At 40.8% G+C, this 18,615-nt stretch carries 15 protein-coding genes; 9 read left to right on the top strand and 6 right to left on the bottom strand.

Annotation, left to right across the window (positions count from 1 at the left end):
- The 4 genes from bamA (at position 1) to AC1XUO_RS14315 (ending at position 5,840) form a co-directional block, all read left to right on the top strand.
- Entirely contained in the window at positions 1–2,592 is a 2,592-nt protein-coding gene (bamA, locus tag AC1XUO_RS14330) for an outer membrane protein assembly factor BamA (RefSeq protein ID WP_483330507.1), read from the top strand.
- 50 nt (positions 2,593–2,642) lie between these two features.
- On the top strand, positions 2,643–3,263 hold the full coding sequence (locus AC1XUO_RS14325) for an OmpH/Skp family outer membrane protein (protein ID WP_483330506.1): 621 nt from the start codon (positions 2,643–2,645) through the stop codon (positions 3,261–3,263).
- 10 nt (positions 3,264–3,273) lie between these two features.
- Positions 3,274–3,933, top strand: coding sequence for an OmpH/Skp family outer membrane protein (locus AC1XUO_RS14320; RefSeq protein WP_483330505.1), 660 nt, complete (start codon positions 3,274–3,276; stop codon positions 3,931–3,933).
- Between the two features lie 290 nt (positions 3,934–4,223).
- Positions 4,224–5,840: a hypothetical protein gene (locus tag AC1XUO_RS14315; RefSeq protein WP_483330504.1), complete on the top strand. Its 1,617-nt coding sequence runs from the start codon at positions 4,224–4,226 to the stop codon at positions 5,838–5,840.
- Positions 5,841–5,889: 49 nt separating this feature from the next.
- Here the strand turns inward: AC1XUO_RS14315 and AC1XUO_RS14310 are convergent, their stop codons facing one another.
- Both AC1XUO_RS14310 and AC1XUO_RS14305 read right to left on the bottom strand, forming a co-directional pair.
- Positions 5,890–6,729, bottom strand: a complete 840-nt coding sequence (locus AC1XUO_RS14310; RefSeq protein ID WP_483330503.1) for a lipoprotein signal peptidase — start codon at positions 6,727–6,729, stop codon at positions 5,890–5,892.
- Between the two features lie 51 nt (positions 6,730–6,780).
- Entirely contained in the window at positions 6,781–7,983 is a 1,203-nt protein-coding gene (locus tag AC1XUO_RS14305; RefSeq protein ID WP_483330502.1) for a proline dehydrogenase family protein, read from the bottom strand.
- A gap of 185 nt (positions 7,984–8,168) precedes the next feature.
- On the opposite strand from AC1XUO_RS14305, the gene AC1XUO_RS14300 reads away from it, so the two are divergent.
- Positions 8,169–9,263, top strand: a complete 1,095-nt coding sequence (locus AC1XUO_RS14300; protein WP_235151881.1) for a chorismate mutase — start codon at positions 8,169–8,171, stop codon at positions 9,261–9,263.
- Positions 9,264–9,393: 130 nt separating this feature from the next.
- On the opposite strand, the gene AC1XUO_RS14295 is transcribed toward AC1XUO_RS14300, so the two are convergent.
- Both AC1XUO_RS14295 and AC1XUO_RS14290 read right to left on the bottom strand, forming a co-directional pair.
- Positions 9,394–10,026, bottom strand: coding sequence for an SGNH/GDSL hydrolase family protein (locus AC1XUO_RS14295; protein ID WP_483330501.1), 633 nt, complete (start codon positions 10,024–10,026; stop codon positions 9,394–9,396).
- Positions 10,027–10,066: 40 nt separating this feature from the next.
- Positions 10,067–10,669: a thymidine kinase gene (locus AC1XUO_RS14290; RefSeq protein WP_483330772.1), complete on the bottom strand. Its 603-nt coding sequence runs from the start codon at positions 10,667–10,669 to the stop codon at positions 10,067–10,069.
- A 114-nt stretch (positions 10,670–10,783) separates the two neighbouring features.
- On the opposite strand from AC1XUO_RS14290, the gene AC1XUO_RS14285 reads away from it, so the two are divergent.
- Positions 10,784–11,920, top strand: coding sequence for a hypothetical protein (locus AC1XUO_RS14285; RefSeq protein ID WP_483330500.1), 1,137 nt, complete (start codon positions 10,784–10,786; stop codon positions 11,918–11,920).
- Between the two features lie 35 nt (positions 11,921–11,955).
- Entirely contained in the window at positions 11,956–12,828 is an 873-nt protein-coding gene (locus tag AC1XUO_RS14280) for a PorV/PorQ family protein (RefSeq protein WP_483330499.1), read from the top strand.
- A 13-nt stretch (positions 12,829–12,841) separates the two neighbouring features.
- Here the strand turns inward: AC1XUO_RS14280 and AC1XUO_RS14275 are convergent, their stop codons facing one another.
- Both AC1XUO_RS14275 and AC1XUO_RS14270 read right to left on the bottom strand, forming a co-directional pair.
- Positions 12,842–13,690 carry a beta/alpha barrel domain-containing protein gene (locus AC1XUO_RS14275; RefSeq protein WP_483330498.1) on the bottom strand — a complete coding sequence of 283 codons (849 nt, stop codon included), beginning with the start codon at positions 13,688–13,690 and terminating at the stop codon, positions 12,842–12,844.
- Positions 13,691–13,786: 96 nt separating this feature from the next.
- A complete protein-coding gene (locus tag AC1XUO_RS14270; protein ID WP_090341263.1) occupies positions 13,787–14,848 on the bottom strand; it encodes an NAD-dependent epimerase/dehydratase family protein in 1,062 nt (353 codons plus the stop codon).
- Between the two features lie 259 nt (positions 14,849–15,107).
- Between AC1XUO_RS14270 and AC1XUO_RS14265 the strand changes: the two genes are divergently transcribed.
- Complete coding sequence (locus AC1XUO_RS14265) at positions 15,108–15,842, top strand: hypothetical protein (protein WP_483330497.1); 735 nt, start codon at positions 15,108–15,110, stop codon at positions 15,840–15,842.
- Entirely contained in the window at positions 15,839–18,610 is a 2,772-nt protein-coding gene (locus tag AC1XUO_RS14260) for a TonB-dependent receptor (protein WP_483330496.1), read from the top strand. Before AC1XUO_RS14265 ends, AC1XUO_RS14260 begins: the two co-directional genes overlap by 4 nt.
- Positions 18,611–18,615: the final 5 nt, after the last annotated feature.

Here is an 18,615-nt window from a genome sequence, read left to right as displayed (position 1 = left end):
ATGAACCTGGTGAGAAACTTTATTAAAACATTCGTACAGAGGAATTGGGCATTAACAGGGTTATTGTTATGCTGGTGTTTTTCGGTTGAGGCGCAAAAAATAGGATTAGGAAGTAACGCAAAACCTATTCCATCATCAGCCAATTTGGGGATCGATCCTGCCAATCCAAAAGAATATACTATTGCAGAAGTAACGGTTTCAGGAACGCAGTTTCTGGATCCTAATTCTATGGTTTCTATCTCAGGATTAAAACCTGGTGATAAAATCCGCGTTCCGGGTCCTGCAATTCCTTCTTCGATCAAAAGAATGATGGATTTTGGTACTTTGGATGACGTGGAAATTGCGGCAACCAAAGTAGAAGGCGAAAAAATCTGGCTGAATATTCATATCAAGGAACGCCCGAGACTTTATAAAGTATCTTTTTCAGGAGTTCGTAAAGGAGAAAGAGAGACACTGAACGATAAAGTGAAGCTGATCAAGGGGCGTGTGATTACACCTACGGTTATTAAAAATACGCAGCTTGTTATCAAAAAATATTATATGGACAAAGGTTTTTACAACACCAAGGTCAAGGTGGTGCAAATTCCTGATTCTACGCGTGGACAGGCAACGCTTAACTTTACAATCAATAAAGGAAGTAAGGTTAAAATTGAAAAGATTAATATTGAGGGAAATACGGATATCAGCAGTACAACCCTGAAACGCAAAATGAAGGGAACCAAACAGAAACGTATTGGTCGTTTGTTTAATCCTTCAAAATATATTCCTAAAAAATACGACGAGGATAAGGAAAAACTTATCGCTTACTACCGTAAAAACGGATACCGCGATGCAACGATTGAATTCGATACGATTAAAAGTAACGGAGAAACAATCAGCATTAATATGAAGATTGATGAAGGTAAAAAATATTATTACCGGAATATTACCTGGACAGGTAACTATTTATATCCTTCAAAAGCACTTGGAGAAAAGTTAGGTATCAACAAAGGCGATGTTTACAATCCGGAAGAACTTGACAAGAAAATTAACGGGATTCCGGGTAATGATATCAGCTCAATATACATGGATGACGGTTATTTATATTTCCGTATCGAGCAAACTGAAAAAGCTGTAGAAGGTGATTCCATTGATATTGAACTTCGAATGTTCGAAGGTAAGCAGGCAACGATTAACCGCATTATTCTGAATGGTAATACTAAAACGAGTGACCGTGTAGTTTTGCGTGAACTTTTCACTTTGCCTGGTCAGAAATTCAGTAAAACAGAGATTATCAACACGCAGCGTCAGTTATCTCAGATGGGTTATTTCAACCCTGAAAAAATTGCTCCAAACCCGATTCCAAATCCTCAGGATGGAACAGTGGATATCGAATGGAATGTGGAAGAAAAACCGTCTGATCAGATCGAACTTTCCGGAGGTTGGGGTGGATATATTGGTTTTGTAGGTACGCTGGGTCTTGTTTTCAATAACTTCTCGTTGCGTAACATTCCTAACAGAGAAACTTGGAGACCACTTCCATCAGGTGACGGACAGAAATTATCGCTTCGTTTTCAGGCAAATGGTAAACAATACCAAACCTATTCGATGTCGTTTAGTGAGCCATGGCTTGGAGGGAAAAAACCAATCAACTTTGGTGTTTCTTTGCAGCACACGGTTTATCGGGTAGCCAATTTTAACAGTATTTATTCATCTGGCGGAAATGGAAATGTAAGTTACCGCGGAGGTTATTATAATACGGGTATTACATTCTCTCTGGGGCGCCGTCTGAAAGAGCCGGATCGTAACCTTGTTTTGACGCACTCTTTGTCATATCAGCGTTATCGTCTGGACAGTTTGGATATCTTCCGAATCGGTTATAACAACGGGGTTTCGAACAACGTGTCATTCAATACAACGATTTCAAGAAATACATTGAGTGATTTCCAATTCCCGAGAAGCGGGTCGAATATTTCTTTAAGTATGACCTTGACGCCTCCGTATTCTGCACTTCGCAAGAATGATTACAAGGATATCAGCGATACATACCGCTGGGTAGAATACCACAAATGGATGTTTGACGCGACGTATTATGCTACCATTACCGGTAAATTGGTACTGAGCGCAAGAACGCACATGGGGTATTTAGGTAGATATAACAAAAAACTTGATTATAGTAAGTTCGGACGTTTTATTGTCGGTGGTTCAGGTTTGGCGGGACAAGGCTCGTTCTCGCTGGCTGACCAGGATATTATCGGTCTTCGTGGTTATGAGGATCAGAAAGTTGGTCCGTTAACTTCAAATGGTTTTCCAGCGTCAGGTGGAGGTATTGTTTATAACAAATACGTAATGGAGCTTCGTTATCCCGTTTCACTAAATCCACAGGCGACAATTTTCATCCTTGGTTTTGCAGAAGGAGGTAATAACTGGGGAGATTATAAAGAATTTAATCCTTTTGATCTGAAAAGATCTGCTGGTGTGGGTGCCCGTATCTTTATGCCTGCTTTCGGTCTGTTAGGTATCGACTGGGGTTACGGATTTGATACTATTCAAGGATCAACGCAGAAAAGTGGTGCGCAATTCCACTTTACAATCGGTCAGCAGATCAGATAATATTATCGATCCCTTTTCGTTAAAACTGTTTAAATTATTAGCGGCTTGGCATGAAGAACATTATAATTTTACTAGTTTTGTCCGTTCTTTCGATTGGACAGGGGATGGCTCAGAAATTCGGTTATACCGATATGGAGTATATTACCAGTAAAATGCCCGAATATCAGCAGGCACAAACGGAAATGAAAAAGTTTTCTGAAAAGTGGGCCAAGGAAATTCAGGACAAGTTTGCAGAGGTTAGCAGAATGCAGCGTGCTTATATGGCCGAAGAAGTTTTGCTGACGGATGATCTGAAAAGAAAACGCCAGTCTGAGATCAAAGAAAAAGAGCTGGAAGCAAGAGAATACAACAGTAAGATATTTGGCATGGAAGGTTTACTTTTCCAGAAAAAGAAGGAGCTGATGAAACCGGTGATGGAAAAAGTGCAAAGGGCAGTTTCAAAGATTTGTATGCAAAAAAGGCTTGACTTTATGTTTGACAAATCCAGCGATGTCGGTATGATTTATTCAAATCCCAAGCATGATTATTCTGACTACATTATGGAGGAATTGGGAATTGACGCCCAGCCTGCAAAAGGTATTGCGAAGGAAAAGACAGTGAAAGAAGAATCCACGGTAGCGCCAAAAGAGAGCTCCCCTAAACAAAAAAGTACAACCAATAAACTTAAATAGTAACAAAACAATGAAACAAAAATTAATAGTGTTTATGGTCGCAATGGCCATGCTTAGTACGCCTCTTTTAGCACAAACAACTCCTGCTGCAAGCGGTCTTACTAAAATTGGATATACCAATGTAGACTACGTGATCAGCAAACTGCCTGAGAGCAAAGTAATGCAAAACCAGATTGAAGTAACAAAAGCACAGCTTGACAAAGCGATTGGCGAAACCTATAAAGAAGCGCAGGAAAAATACGAGGCTTATCAGAAAAACGGAGCTCAGATGACTGACGTGATCCGCGCTGACAAAGAAAAAGAGTTGCAAAACTTACAGACTCGTATTCAGGAAATGCAAACCAATGCACAGCAGTCTTTGCAAACCAAACAACAGCAGTTGCTTGAGCCAATTTTGACGAAAGTTAACACGGCAATACAGGATGTAGGTAAAGAAAATGGATTCCTTTATATCCTGAATATGGATGCAGGACAAGGAACAACACCTATCATTTTGTTCGCTGCTTCTGAAGAAAACAATGCAACGAATTTGATCCTAAGAAAATTAGGAGTTGATCCTGACAAAGTAGAAGCTGCTGCTCCTGCTGCTAAACCAGCGACAACTACGGCAACACCTGCGGCTACTAAGCCAGCTGCAACAACGCCTGCGACTACTCCTAAAAAGAAATAGTTTTTAGAGGTTTTTAAAATTTTTGCTACCGGGGAATAGTCTTATATGGATTGTTCCCCGGTATTTGTTTTAACAGGCTTTACTTTTTTAATTCTGTTTAGTCTGAGGGAATAAAACTATCATTTTTGATCGTATTCAAAAAATACAAAACGGATACAAAGAAGAATACCTAAAAAACACCCTTTTAAAAAAACATAAGTATTCAGAACGTTAAGCATACAGGATTTGTTAATTTTGCGTTATGGAATCTACATCCCTAAGCTCATAAAATAAATTATATTTCTGCAATTATGGTTTTTAAAAATATCCTTTACTTTCTCATACTCTCGTTGGCTGCGTTTTCTACTTATCCGGTTGTAGCACAAGATAATGCACAGAATAGCGGAGGCGGTTCGTCATTCCAACTGGTTTTTCCACAGGATGCCGAGTGGAACACTTTGGAGGAAGGCAAGGAGATAAACTTTCATTTACAGGTCAAAGGAGGGAAGAACGATTCTATTCGTTACAGTATTCTGAGCGGGTATAGAAAAGATATGAAATTTGATTCCCTGGGCCATTTTGTATGGACGCCAACTTACGAAATGGCGGATCGTATTAACACAGTTAAACTTTGGCCAGTTGTTTTTGAAGCAACCAATCAGGCGGGCGAAGCGGTTTCTCAGCAAGTCGCTTTCAAAATCATGCATGTGAACCGTGCGCCGGAAGTGGATGAATTGAAACCCTTTTACGTTCAATACAAAACCCAAAATACATATCAGATTGATATGAACTCTATTCGTGATCTGGATGGGGACCCGGTTGTGTTTATACCTGTTTTGGATGGTATGCCGGAAACAATGAAAATGACAGCGGGAGGTGAAATTATTTGGGATCCTTCCATAACACAGTTTAATTTATTAAAAAGAGGGCCGAGATATATTGAATTTTATGTGGAAGATCAGCCTTCAAAAGCCCGCACAAAAGGTCGCTTGAAGCTTGAAGTGACACAGATGGATTTAGAGCCTGATTTTAAAATTGTACCGCAGAATCAACTGGTCCGAAGCAAAGAAAACAATCGTATCAATTTGAAATTTACACTATCAGATCCAAATGGTGATGATGATATCGCGGAGTTTGGTTTTGTGTCAGAAAATAAAAATGTTCCGTCTTCCGCTCTTGTTAAAAATGCTCCGACGAGTTATGAGTTTATCTGGGAACCTGGTTATGATTTTGTAAAAGATCCTTTCGATTCACTTGCCTTCAACGTTACATTTTATGTGTTGGACAAGGCACAGAATAAAAAGGAAAGAACTTTGAGATTTCTGATTGAGAACACCGTAAACGAGGCTGAGCGTGATGCATACGTTTATGGGCTCTACCGTGGTGGATTGATTAATGCCTGGAGTTTGCTGGAACAGATGAAAGAAAAGGAAGGCGAGCTGAAAAAAGCCTATGGAAGAGCTAAGAAAGGAAAGAGGAGCCGGTCATTGATTAATGCGTCTCTTGGAGCGACAACTGGACTTGCGCCGGTAATTGCCAAAACAAATCAGGATACAAGAGGATATATCACAACATTGGGCGGAACAACAGTTGCGACGCTCGGAACGCTGGAAGCGACTGAAGTTATCGGTAAATCGACTAATGGCTTGTTAGACCGCTTTAATTATGTAATGCAAAAGAAGAACGAACTGCAGAATAAGGGTGATGTTTTTGCGAGAGAATACGCGCAAAAATCAGCCAGGCGTTCCCCGGATTTTGTTCGTAAGCTGGATGAATTTAAAGCACTGATGAATCTTAGCGGTTTGGTAGCATTAGAACTTGACGCAAACTGGGAAAACAAAAAGGCAGCTGGTTATGATGAAAAGAAAATAGACGCTGCAATCAAAAAGGCATTCAAAGATTTTATGCCGTTGGAGAAGGATGAATAATTTTTCAGGCAGAAAAAAATATCGTTACTGATAAAACAAAAAAGAGAGCTTAAAGGCTCTCTTTTTTGTTTTCCTCCTTCCGGAGATCCGTATCAAGAGGTTCAATGTGTGGTGGAGAAGTATCTTGTAAATCGCTTTCTCTGCGTGTGTTGGATACAGTAACATCTTCCGGATTATCTGATTGATGTTGTGGTGTTATCTGCGCCGGAACCGTCAGTTCAGTATCAATTGGTAAATGTGGTTCAGGATTATTATCAGGATCTATGGAATCGTCGGTTTTATGCGCTGTCTGATGTGTATCATCTTCGAGATTGTAAAAATGCCCCTGGAAGATTAAAATACTGCAAACCCCTACGAATATGCACGAATCAGCAATATTAAAGATAGGAGTGGAATAATACTGCCCGCCCCAAAGAGGAACCCACTCCGGAATAAATCCTTCCCAGAAATCTACAAAAATCATATCAATAACCTGACCGTGAAACCAGGGCGTTGGTGAGCCATAAGGAGCGTTGTCGAGAAATACGCCGTAAAACGTACTGTCAATAACATTTCCTACCGCACCTGCAAGAATCATGGAAAGAGCCCATAACAACCCGCTTGAAGCACCACTGCGCGCTAAATGGACAAGATACCATCCGATAGCACACATGGCCAGAAGACGAAACAAGGTCAAAAATAATTTTCCATATTCATGACCAAGCTGCATGCCAAAAGCCATGCCGGGGTTCAGTACATAATGCAGTTTCAGCCAGTTTCCTATCAGCGGGATCTGTCCCGAAAAACCTGGTTGCATATATTTATAGACCAAAAGTTTTGACACTTGATCCACTACAATTAATAAAACACTGAACAATAGATACCGACTAGGATTTTTTGTTTGATTCATTCCGGAATTATTACAATTAATATCGATGCGAATGCAAAAGTATGAAGTTCCTTACAAAGAACTCAATCCTCTTCTCTGCATTTCACTTTTTACCAGAAGGTATTCTCTGCTGCTTTGGCCTGCAATGGAAGTGTTTTCTTCCGCACGGCGAATCAAATACGGCATTACCGCATCAATAGGGCCATAAGGAACGTACTTCGCAACGTTGTATCCAACTTTTGCAAGGTTGTAAGAAATATTGTCACTCATCCCTAAAAGTTGGGCAAACCAGATACGGTTGTCGTCATTTTTTATGCCAAGCTTTTTCATCTTGCAAGTACAGTATTGAGAGCTGTACTCATTATGCGTTCCAAGACAAATTGATATATGCTCCACATTTTCAAGACAAAAGTCAATGGAAGCATTGTAATCTTTGTCTGTAGCCTCTTTTGAAGTATGAATCGGATTAAAATACTCCTGCTCACGCGCGCGAATACGTTCCTTTTCCATGTATGCACCGCGAACAAGTTTACCACCTAAAACATATCCTCTTTGTCTTGCCGTCAGGTAGGCGCTTTTCAAAGCTGCCAGCGTTTCGTGTCTGTAAAACTGATACGTATTATAAACAATGGCTCCTTCCTTGTTGTACTTTTCCATCATTTCATACGCCAGATCATCAATAACGCCCTGAACCCAGCTTTCTTCGGCATCGACGAAAATGCGGACATTGAGTTTATTTGCAAGCGAACAAAGTTTTTCAAGACGTTGTTTTACACGTACATAGGCTGCGGTTTCTGATTCTGACAATTCGTCTTTGCGCTGTACTTTTTCCAGAAGATCCGTAGAAGCAATTCCGGTCACCTTAAAAACCGAGAAGGGAATGGTTTTCGACTCAGAAGCTTTTTGAATTGTCCGTAATATCTCGTCTGCCGTTGAATCAAAACTTTTTTCATCGTCTTCTCCCTCAACAGAGTAATCCAGTATCGTTCCGACGCCAGAATTGGCCAATGTAGAAATCGTATGCTGGCAGTCACTAATCGTCTCACCGCCACAGAATTGTTCGAAAATGGTGGCCCGAATAAGATTTTTTATAGGTAAGTGAAGCTTTAGAGCGATCTTTATAAAAAAAGTGCCTAAATTTACCATCCGAGCTTGATTCATTAAGCTGAATAGCCAGTATGTTTTCCTGAGTTGAGCATTGGATTTTGAAGCAAATGCAATCGAAGTGTCTTCAAAAAATACAGGTATTTGATCTTTTTGTGACGCGTAAGCCATTTTTAAAGTTTATCATAAGTGGGTTTCCGCATGGTTTTTAGTAAACCTAATTGGACAAAAGTAATACAAACATTGTGCCGCTTGCTTTTGGAGCACCAAATGTACGGCAATCCGTTAAATACGCATAATACCAAGTCGAAATATTATAGTTATCTTATTGTTTTATTAAGGACAAGTTTTTGAATATGAATGCTTCTCTAGATATCCTTCCGCTAAGTAGTTGGATTAATACTGAAGGGAAACCTTTGGTAATCGCCGGACCTTGCAGTGCAGAGACCGAGGAACAAATGTTGGAAACCGCAAGCCAGATCAAGAAAGAAGGATTTGCACACGTACTTCGTGCCGGAATATGGAAGCCAAGAACTCGTCCGGGAAGTTTTGAAGGGATGGGCGAAGCGGCTTTGCCATGGTTGCAGGCTGCGAAAAAAGAAACTGGATTACCTGTTGCTATTGAGGTTGCAAACCCTCAGCATATAGAATTGGCATTGAAATATGGTGTAGACATTCTTTGGGTAGGTGCCCGTACTACGGTAAATCCATTCAATGTTCAGGAATTGGCAGAAGCACTGAGAGGTGTTGACGTTCCTGTTCTTGTAAAAAATCCTGTAAATCCGGATCTTCAGTTGTGGATCGGTGCTCTGGAACGTTTGAACCAGGCAGGCGTTAAGAAACTGGGTGCTATTCACCGTGGTTTCTCTAATGCGCAGGAAACAAAATATCGTAACTCTCCGATGTGGAATATTGCGATCGAACTGAAAACTTTGTTCCCTGAACTTCCAGTGATCGGTGATCCTAGCCACATGGCTGGAAAGCGTTCATTGTTGTTTGAAATTGCACAGCGTGCGCTTGACTTAAACTACGACGGCTTGATCATTGAATCTCACCGTGACCCGGATAAGGCATGGTCTGATGCTTCTCAGCAATTGACTCCTCCTGCTTTGGCGGAAATGTTGCATGAACTTCACGTGCGCAAGGAATCTTACCCAACAGACTACCAGTCTCAACTGGAAGTGGTTCGTGGTAAAATCGATAATCTTGACCGTGAATTGCTTGAAAATCTTGCAAACCGGATGTCATTGGTTGAAAAACTTGCTGAGTACAAACGTGATAACAACGTTGCGGCTTATCAGGTAGACCGTTTCCGTGAGGTATTGGATACACGTGCGGCATGGGGAAAAAGTTTAAATCTTTACCCGGCCCTTGTTGACGAACTTTTCAAGCTGGTTCACATGGAGTCGATCCGTAAACAAACAGAAGTGATGAATCAGATCAACGCTTAGTTGTTGATAGATTTTTTGAAAATATAAAACGGGGCACTTTCTTGATGAAGGTGCCCCATTTTTTGTGTGATTTACACGAATGGCTTTTGAGCTACTTATCCTTTGCTAAATAAAATCTTAATAAAACTTTTCAAATGCTTTTCTTCGCCAGCACCTGAGCAATTTCTCTTGCCCAAATTTGGTATGCTTCTTTATTTAAATGTGTCTTGTCGACTGCAAATTCATTTTTGAGACCCCTGGAATCTGATAAGTATTGATTTAAATCCAGATAATCTATTTTCTTTTGCTGACAATACCTGATCAGAAAATCATTTAATTTTATTACTTCTGCTTTACTGTCGGGATCGTTTTGCTCGAATAAAGTTAGCGTGACAACGGGTATTATATTATTTTTCAAAAGCGTCTCCAAAATAGCCTGATAGTTTTTTTGAATCTTTTCTTGCGACACACCCACGGTGATATCGTTGATCCCCGCTTCAACGAAACAAATTTCAGGATGTCTGTCGATGACATTTGTCTGTAACAGACCTAAAAAATGATAGGTACATAGTCCCGGAAAACCGCTGTTGAGCACATCTGTTCTTCTCAATAATTCAACCCATTTGCCCTGTGCAGTCAGAGAGTTTCCGAACATAACGATTTTTGAATCACCTTTCATGGATACGAACTTTTGAACCAGCTTGTCCCGGAAAATATAGGTGCAGGTGAACAGGAAGACAATATTGAACAACAATGAAATTAAAAGTGTAAGTTTGATTTTCATCGGTTCGTTTTATTTGCTTTGCCAGACTGAAAACATTTTTTTAACAAGGCTGATCGTATGCCTCCTCTCCCAGATTAAAACACCTTCGGCATCTTGCTTCGTAAAGATCGGTTTCTCCTAAAAGTACCTTTTCGTTGGAAGCAGAAAGTCGGTAGGAGTGGGAAGCAACTTCTCCGCAAACCATACATATCGCGTGCACTTTTGTGACATATTCTGCAAGGGCCATCAGTTGCGGCATGTAACCGAAAGGTTTACCCAAATAATCCATATCAAGGCCGGCAATGATCACGCGCTTTCCTGAATTTGCCAGCGCATCACATACAGACATGATTGATTCATCGAAAAATTGTGCTTCATCCAGCCCGATAACCTCGGCGTTTTCAGATAGTAAAATAATTTCAGAAGATGAATTTACCGGAATAGCTTCAATCGAATTCTCGTTGTGCGAAACAATGTTCTCAACATGATAGCGTTTATCCAAAGCAGGTTTGAATATCTTTATTTTTTGGCGGGCAATTTTGGCGCGGGTGAGTCTGCGAATTAATTCTTCGGTTTTACCGGAGAACATGGATCCGCAGATAACCTCAATCCATCCGGCACGAGGATATTGGTGGTTTCTTGTATGAGAAGGCTCAATGAACATGATAGCCGTGAAATAAGTGAATCTATACTCGACTGCCTGAACAGCCATTTTTTAATTATCTTTACAAAACAAACACATTTTTTAAACACTCTTGTTACAAAGCTCTTATTCGTTATGCCGAATAGTTTGAACACAAATGCACTCAACCAATATGCAGCGCGATTTACGGCTACCGTCCTGAATGAAGCGTATCGTAACCAAGCTGTTATAAAAGGTCCTGAATTACTTAAACTTACACCCGTTCGTCAGGTAAATCTTGGTATCCTGAACCGTCTGTTTGACCAATGGAAAAATTCAGCCTTGGCTTTTCGAAGCATATATTTTGATTTTGAAAACGAAGAAGTAAAAACGTCGCTTCAAAATTTTATGAATACGGTATCGCAGCATATCGCCGTCAAACGCAACGATCTGGAACCGCTTTTTATTGAATCGGTGAAAGATACGATTACACTTTTGTATACGCCTGAAAGCTATTTTGAAGAAAAGCTCAGAGCGATGCCGGAGTCAACTTTTACAGCGGAAAAGGCCCAGCAGTTGATCAAATATACCCAAATTCATAATGGGATTGCCCAGGCATTATCGCAGAGGCTTGAAGACAGTGGTTCCGATTCTGTCTATATGACGCAGGTTATCGGTTGGTTATATGAAATAAAAAATAATTCTGAGTTGATGGACGATGTAACACCGTTTGTCAGCCAGTTTTCGGAAGTGCTAACTTTGGAATCCTCTGAGTTGCTTCCTGTAACCCCGACAGCAGGTTTTGCGTCGCAGGCAACAGGTAAAAATGAGCCGAAATCTTTCTTTGATTCGGCATTTTCAGAGATCGATGCTAAAAAGCCGGTGTCAATTCCAACTGCGCCGTCCGTTCCTCAGCGTGCTGAACCCGGATTAGCCATTCTTTCAGAAATTGTCTCAAAAACAAATTCGACGGAAAAAGAAACGCTGAACAACAGGTTCAAAGTTGACATGCCAAAAGCTGCTGAGGAAAATCGTTATGGAAATGTTCAGGTAAAAGTTGAAAACATTGCAGGTTCTATTCCTTTGGGACAACGTTTTATGTTTGTCAATCAGCTTTTCAGTAAAAATGCCGAGCATTTTGATAAGGCAATTTATGAGCTGGACCTTGTGAAAAGTTACGAAGAAGCTGAAAACCTGATCTGGCATCGTTACGCCTCGAAATATGCCTGGGATGTAAATGGTGAAGCGGTTCAGGCTTTGCTGGCGATTGTCAAACGCAAATTCACATCGTGAGTTAAAATTTTGAAATAAAACATACTGGCGGTTAAATGAAAGAGCAATCTGGACATTTATCTCGACAGAAAAACTTCCTTCGATCTTTCGTTATCTTTCTGGTCATATCATCCAAGAGCTTCGCCGACGGGTCTCCGTTTCCCGTCGGCGCAAGAACCTGGGGCCTGGCAAATGCCACCGTTGCACGTTTTGATTATTACGCAATTGGCAATAATGTTGCAGGATTGGGTGGAATAAAAACACCTGCGATTTTCTCTACATATAGTTCTCATTATAATTTTGATGGAATCAATACTTTGGGTATCGGTGCCGCAATGCCGGTAACTGATGATTTGGGTATAGGTTTTACAATTCAGCGTTTTGGTGATAAGGTCTTTAATCAGATATCGTTAGGAACGGGCGCCGGACACAGGATCGGGAGATTTAGTCTTGGATTAAAACTCAACTATCTGCAGACAGCTGTGCATTCTTCCGCTATCATTTTTAGTAAAAAAGCGCTTGTTTTTGAATTTGGAGGAATTGTCACAATATCTTCAAAACTCTATTTTGGCGCGCATATGTACAACGTTACGCAGTCCTCTTATTCAGACGCCTCTCGTGAAACTGTTGATACCTCTTTGCGGGCGGGATTTCTATATAAACCTTCAAAAACCGTTGAATTGAATGTTGAAGTTGAGAAAATAACCGCATATCCAATGACGCTTAGAGTGGGACTGGAATATGAGATTGTGAAAAGATTTTTCGTTCGCACCGGAATAAATTCAAAACCTCAGACTAATCATTTCGGCGTAGGTTTTAAAGGGAATAAATTCCATCTCGATTATTCGATGCATACACATCCGCAATTAGGATGGTCGCATCATATTTCTCTCGGTTATATCTTTTGGGATAAAAAGAAAAACGATTGAAATAAAAATACTTTCAATTTTGGATAAGGTTTAGAAACATTGCTTTTGCCGCGCTAAGAGCATCCATATCCAGAAAAGTCAGTTGTTTTTTTTCTTTTGCAAAATCAATCAGTTTTTCCACAGGCATATTTCCAACCAAGTCGTCCTGCGCCATTGGGCAACCGCCATATCCTAATAAAGCACCGTCGAACCGGCGGCAACCTGCATCATAAGCTGCATCAATTTTGGCTCTCCATTCCTCAGGTTTGGTATGAAAATGCGCTCCTAATTCCAGGTCAGGATATGCTGGAATTAGACATTCGAAAAGCGATTTGACATCTTCAATTTTCGCCAGACCTACGGTATCCGATAACGAAAATATTTTTACCCCTGACTCAGATAATTTCTTTACCCAGTACAAAACAAGCTCAGGGCTCCATAAGTCACCGTAAGGATTCCCAAATCCCATAGAGATGTAAATAACCAGCTCCTTATTGTTTTTCATGCACAAAGACTGAATGGCATTTACGCGTTTCAGTGATTCCTCAATCGTTGCATTCGTATTTCTTAGCTGGAATGTTTCAGAGATAGAAAACGGGTAACCTAAATAGGTGATCTGCTCAAAGGCACAAGCCTCTTCTGCCCCGCGCTCGTTGGCAATGATCGCTAATAATTTTGTTGAAGTTGAGGAAAGATCGAGTTTGGGAATCAGCGAAGCGGTGTCGCTGACTTGTGGCATCGCCTTGGCTGAAACAAAACTTCCGAAATCAAGTGTGTCAAAACCGACCCGAAGCAGTTTATTCAGATAATCAATTTTCTGGTTAGTTGGGATAAACGGATGATGGCCTTGCCAGGCATCGCGGGGGCATTCGATGATTTTCATAGGCAATTGGATTACAAAAAGCTATGAGTGGAGATATGAAAACAGAGCTTACCAAATAATTTTCTGTTGAATATTATCCGGTAAGCTCTGATTAATTTACTTTAAAATCGGAGCTAGATCCTTTTCGTTTTCAGCAAGCCACGCAGTAATATCTTCAACAATCTGGCGGATACCAATTTTTGGCTCCCATCCGGTCATTGCCGTAACTTTCGTATTGTCTGTCAAATAAAGACGTATATCCGCCGTGCGTGTTTCCGGAACAACTTTAATAGGAATTGTTTTCCCAGTTACTTCCTGGCAAATTTTTGTCAATTCCTGTAACGAAGCGCTGCTTTGCAAACCACCGCCGGCATTCAGAATTTCTCCGTTTACTTTGTCAAGGTTGTGAAGCTGCCAGTCGATCAAACGATAAAGGTCTGCAACATGCAGCATATCGCGCATTTGCTTCCCTGTTCCGCCATATCCAAAGTAGCCCAATTGCTGCTCAAAATAGTGTTTAGCAATCCAAAGCACCATAACACCCTGGTCTACCTTGCCCATTTGCCAAGGACCGGTGATCACGCCGCAACGATTGATAACCGTGCGTAAATTGTAAAATTCATTGTATTCCTGGATGATCAGTTCAGAAGCAAGTTTCGTAGTTCCATACAACGAACGAGCGCCGTTTAATGGGAAATCCTCAGCAATTCCTTTTGACGATACACCTGGAACTGGTTGATCATCAGCCAGTGAGAAACGGGTTTCTTCTTCAACGAAATTAAGTGTTTCAATTGTTTTTATAGGATAAACACGACTCGTTGAAAGAAAAATAAAACCGGCTTTATGCTTCAAAGCATAGTTCAAACAATTTACAGTCCCGACAAGGTTTGTATTGATCAGATAATCCGGCGTTCCGTCCAGACCTGCCAATACAGACGGTTCCGCCGAAGCTTCAATGACCGTATCAACCGCAGGAAATGCATCAAAATCTTCTTTATTTCTGATATCACCATGAACGAATTCAACCCCAGCTTCTTTTAAACGGCTCAGGTTCAGTTCAGAACCGCGACGTTTCAGGTTGTCTAATGCAAAAATCTGGTAATCAGGATAATTTAATTTTAGTGAGATCGCCAACGCCGATCCGACAAATCCGGCACCACCGGTAATAAGAATTTTCATGGATAAATTTGAGTATATGAAAGATTGAGTGAATGTGTGTCTTTTTCAAACCTCAAAGTTAGGATCATTCAGCAAATTTGAAGGGATAACTTGTTGTTTTTTAACGTTGGGGGGTAAAATCACCAAACACGAACTATTTAGTAAAATAAAATTTACAAGTATATAGTAAGTAACTAAAATTGGTAACTTTAACACTTGGTAGATTCTTTGCAACGAACACTTGTGTTTGTTCGTACAGCGTTTAAATCCTGAATCATATATGAGATTTTTTACTCCCTGTCTTTTTCTTTTTGCAGGTATCGTGGGCAATAGTTTCGGGCAGGTCGCTGATGCGAAAGCTACCGTTCCTGACAATGTTCCCGAATATCCGTTTTCTCTCTACAAAGCAGCCACCGTTGACGCGCAGAATCTATACAACGGAAGGCTGTATCACGTCTACGATTCCCGTGATGAAGAGTTTCAATTTTTTGATAGCCGGAAGCTTGTAAAAGGTACCGTTTACTATGACGGACAGCGTTATGAAAATATTCCGATGATGTACGACATAGTCTTTGACGAATTGGTGATAACGCATGCAAACGGTTATGAAAATATCTTGCTGCAATCTCCTAAGGTAAAATATTTCTCGCTTCACGATCATAATTTCAAGCGTTTTGAGTCTGGCCGGGAAATTAATGCTGACATGAAAACAGGGTTTTATGATGAGGTATATACCGGAAAAACGAAAATACTGGTGCGACGTATCAAACAGCGGCAGGAGAAAATAGTTGAGAAAAAAGTTATAGCGTTGTTTCCCGGGAAAAATTTTTACTATGTCAAAAAGGACGAGAGGTACTATTCGGTACACTCTAAAAAGTCGTTTTTTGCACTGTTCCCTGGGCAGAAAAAAGAATTGCGTAAAGAATTGCGTGAAAACAGGATCAAGTTCCGCAAGAATCGTGAAGCTGCTATTATTACCATGGTTGCCCGTTATGATGAACTAACTAAACAATGAAAATATTCAGAAACTTTACGCTCTTACTTTCTTTCGTTCTTTTATCACAGCTCAGCTGGGGACAATCGGTCACGGAACCACGTATTTCCATGCGCCTGGATTCTACACGTTTCAATGATTTCGTGAAGGACGTAGAAAGGCAAACCGGTTATTTCTTCTATTACGACGCCGCAAGATTTGACAGCCTGACCATCGATCTGGAAGTGAAGGATCAAACAATCCGTACCGTCTTAGAGCAAGTTTTCAGAGGTTCGGATTTTACGTATGCCATAGATGCGCATAAGCGTGTATACATTACAGAAGGGCAAAAAATTATTACACAATTTCAACCCGGATTATTTAATCCAAACATCAGCGACGGAAATGAAGCCATAACGTATGCTACTCCGGATAATTCGGCGCAAGAGAAATTGCTTTCTACAGCAGAAAGTAAGGTCCATGACATTGGGATAAAACGATATAAGATTGCGCCAGGAAATTCTACGATCACAGGTTATATCCGAAGTGCTGTTACAGGTGAGCCGGTTGTAGGTGCTGCTATTTTTATTGAGTCACCGTCTATCGGCGTAACTACCGATGCGCTGGGTTTTTACTCGTTAACGATTCCTAGGGGAAAGCAAAAGCTGAAAATCAAAAGTTTCGGTATGCGGGAGACCCAACGTCAGATCGTACTTTATTCTGATGGCAAACTGGATATTGAGATGCGTGAAAGTGTGATCGCATTGAAAGAAGTTTCCGTGAAAGCCGGTATGGATAAAAACGTTGTAGGCACGCAGATGGGGCAGGTAAAGTTAACGATCAAAGATTTGAAACAGGTGCCAACGGTTTTTGGAGAAACTGATTTATTGAGAACGGTATTGACGCTTCCTGGTGTGAAATCTGTCGGGGAAAATAGCACAGGATTAAATGTTCGCGGAGGTTCGACGGATCAAAATCTTATCCAGTTCAATGATGCAGTCATTTATAATCCATCCCACCTGTTTGGATTTTTCTCCGCTTTTAATCCTGATATCCTGAAAGATGTTGAGTTATATAAAAGTACCATTCCTTCTAAATTTGGCGGCAGATTGTCATCCGTTCTGGATATAAACAGCCGGGACGGAAATAAAAAGAAATTCGTTGCGTCTGGCGGTATCGGACTTGTCACGGGTAGGCTCACGGTGGAAGGTCCGATTATCAAAGACAAAACTTCCTTCATTATCGGAGGGCGCTCAACCTATTCAAGCTGGCTTCTGGGCCGGCTGGACGATGCTAAATACAATAATAGTTCGGCGTCGTTTTATGATGTTAATGCGAATATTAGCCACGAGATTAATGAGAAGAACAGCATATACCTGACAGGTTATATGAGCAAAGACAGATTCAAATTGTTTGGTGATACCACTTATTCCTATCAAAACCAGCTCGCTTCGATTAAATGGAAACATACATTCAACGCCAAGTTATATGGAGAGTTTACAGCATCTCATAGTAAATATAACTACCAGATGGAAAGCCAGGGACTTCCGTTGAATGCTTTTGATTTGAAATTTGATATTAACCAGTCGCAGTTCAAAGCGGATTTTAACTATGTTCTGCACCCAAAACATACGCTCGATTTTGGAGTAAGCTCAATTTATTACCAACTACACCCAGGACTTTTTTCACCAAAAGGCGAAGGATCGCTCGTGATCCAGGAAGAATTACAGCAGGAACAGGCACTTGAAAGCGCAATTTACCTGGAAGATAAATTTGAAGTAAACCCCAGACTTTCCATTACTGCGGGTTTGCGTTATTCATTTTACCAATACCTGGGGCCGAGAACGGTAAATAAATATGTGCCTGGTTTTCCGATTGATAAAATATATGAGGACGGAACACAGGAATATGCCGCGGGGAAAAAGATCAAAGGTTATGGCGGACCGGAATATCGGCTTTCCCTTCGTTATACCATTTATGATAACCTGGCCCTTAAAGTCAGTTACAATACATTGCGGCAATACATTCACTTGCTGACCAATACGATGACGGTGTCTCCAACCGATATCTGGAAGTTGAGCGATCAGTTTATAAAGCCTCAAACAGGCGATCAGATTTCAGTCGGATTGTATAAAAATCTTCGTGGAAATAAAATTGAGGTTTCACTGGAAGGTTATTATAAAAACATCCAAAATTTCCTTGACTACAAAGGAGGCGACTCGCTTATCATGAATCCGCGTATTGAAGCTGCCGTTTTAGGGACCAGAGGCAAAGCCTATGGTGTGGAATTTATGGTTAAAAAGTTGACTGGAAAACTGAACGGCTGGCTCGGATATACCTATTCGCGGACACTTCTTCGCGCGCTTGACCGGGAATCTCCTGACGCGCCTAACAAAGGTAATTATTATCCGAGCAATTATGATAAGCCGCATGACTTCACGATGATCACAAATTATCGCTTGTCGCATCGATTCAGCGTTTCTTTCAATTTTACTTACAGTACTGGCCGCCCATATACGCCGCCGATTGGCAAATATATCATCGATGGTGCGCAACGGGTTTATTATGCAGACCGGAATCAGTTTAGAATTCCGGATTATTACCGGACTGATTTAGCAGTTAATTTAGAAGGAAATCACAGGGTTAAAAAACTGGCGCATAGTTCCTGGACTTTCGCAGTATATAATCTTCTGGGGCGAAAAAATCCGTCATCAGTATATTTTCAGACGCAGAACGGAATGGTGAACGGTTACCAGCTTTCTATTTTCGGACGGCCTATACCAACAATCACTTATAATTTTAGATTTTAAAATAA

The organism is Dyadobacter sp. HNCC25DJ186, assembly GCF_056895235.1.
This window is presented reverse-complemented; position numbering and strand designations above follow the sequence as displayed.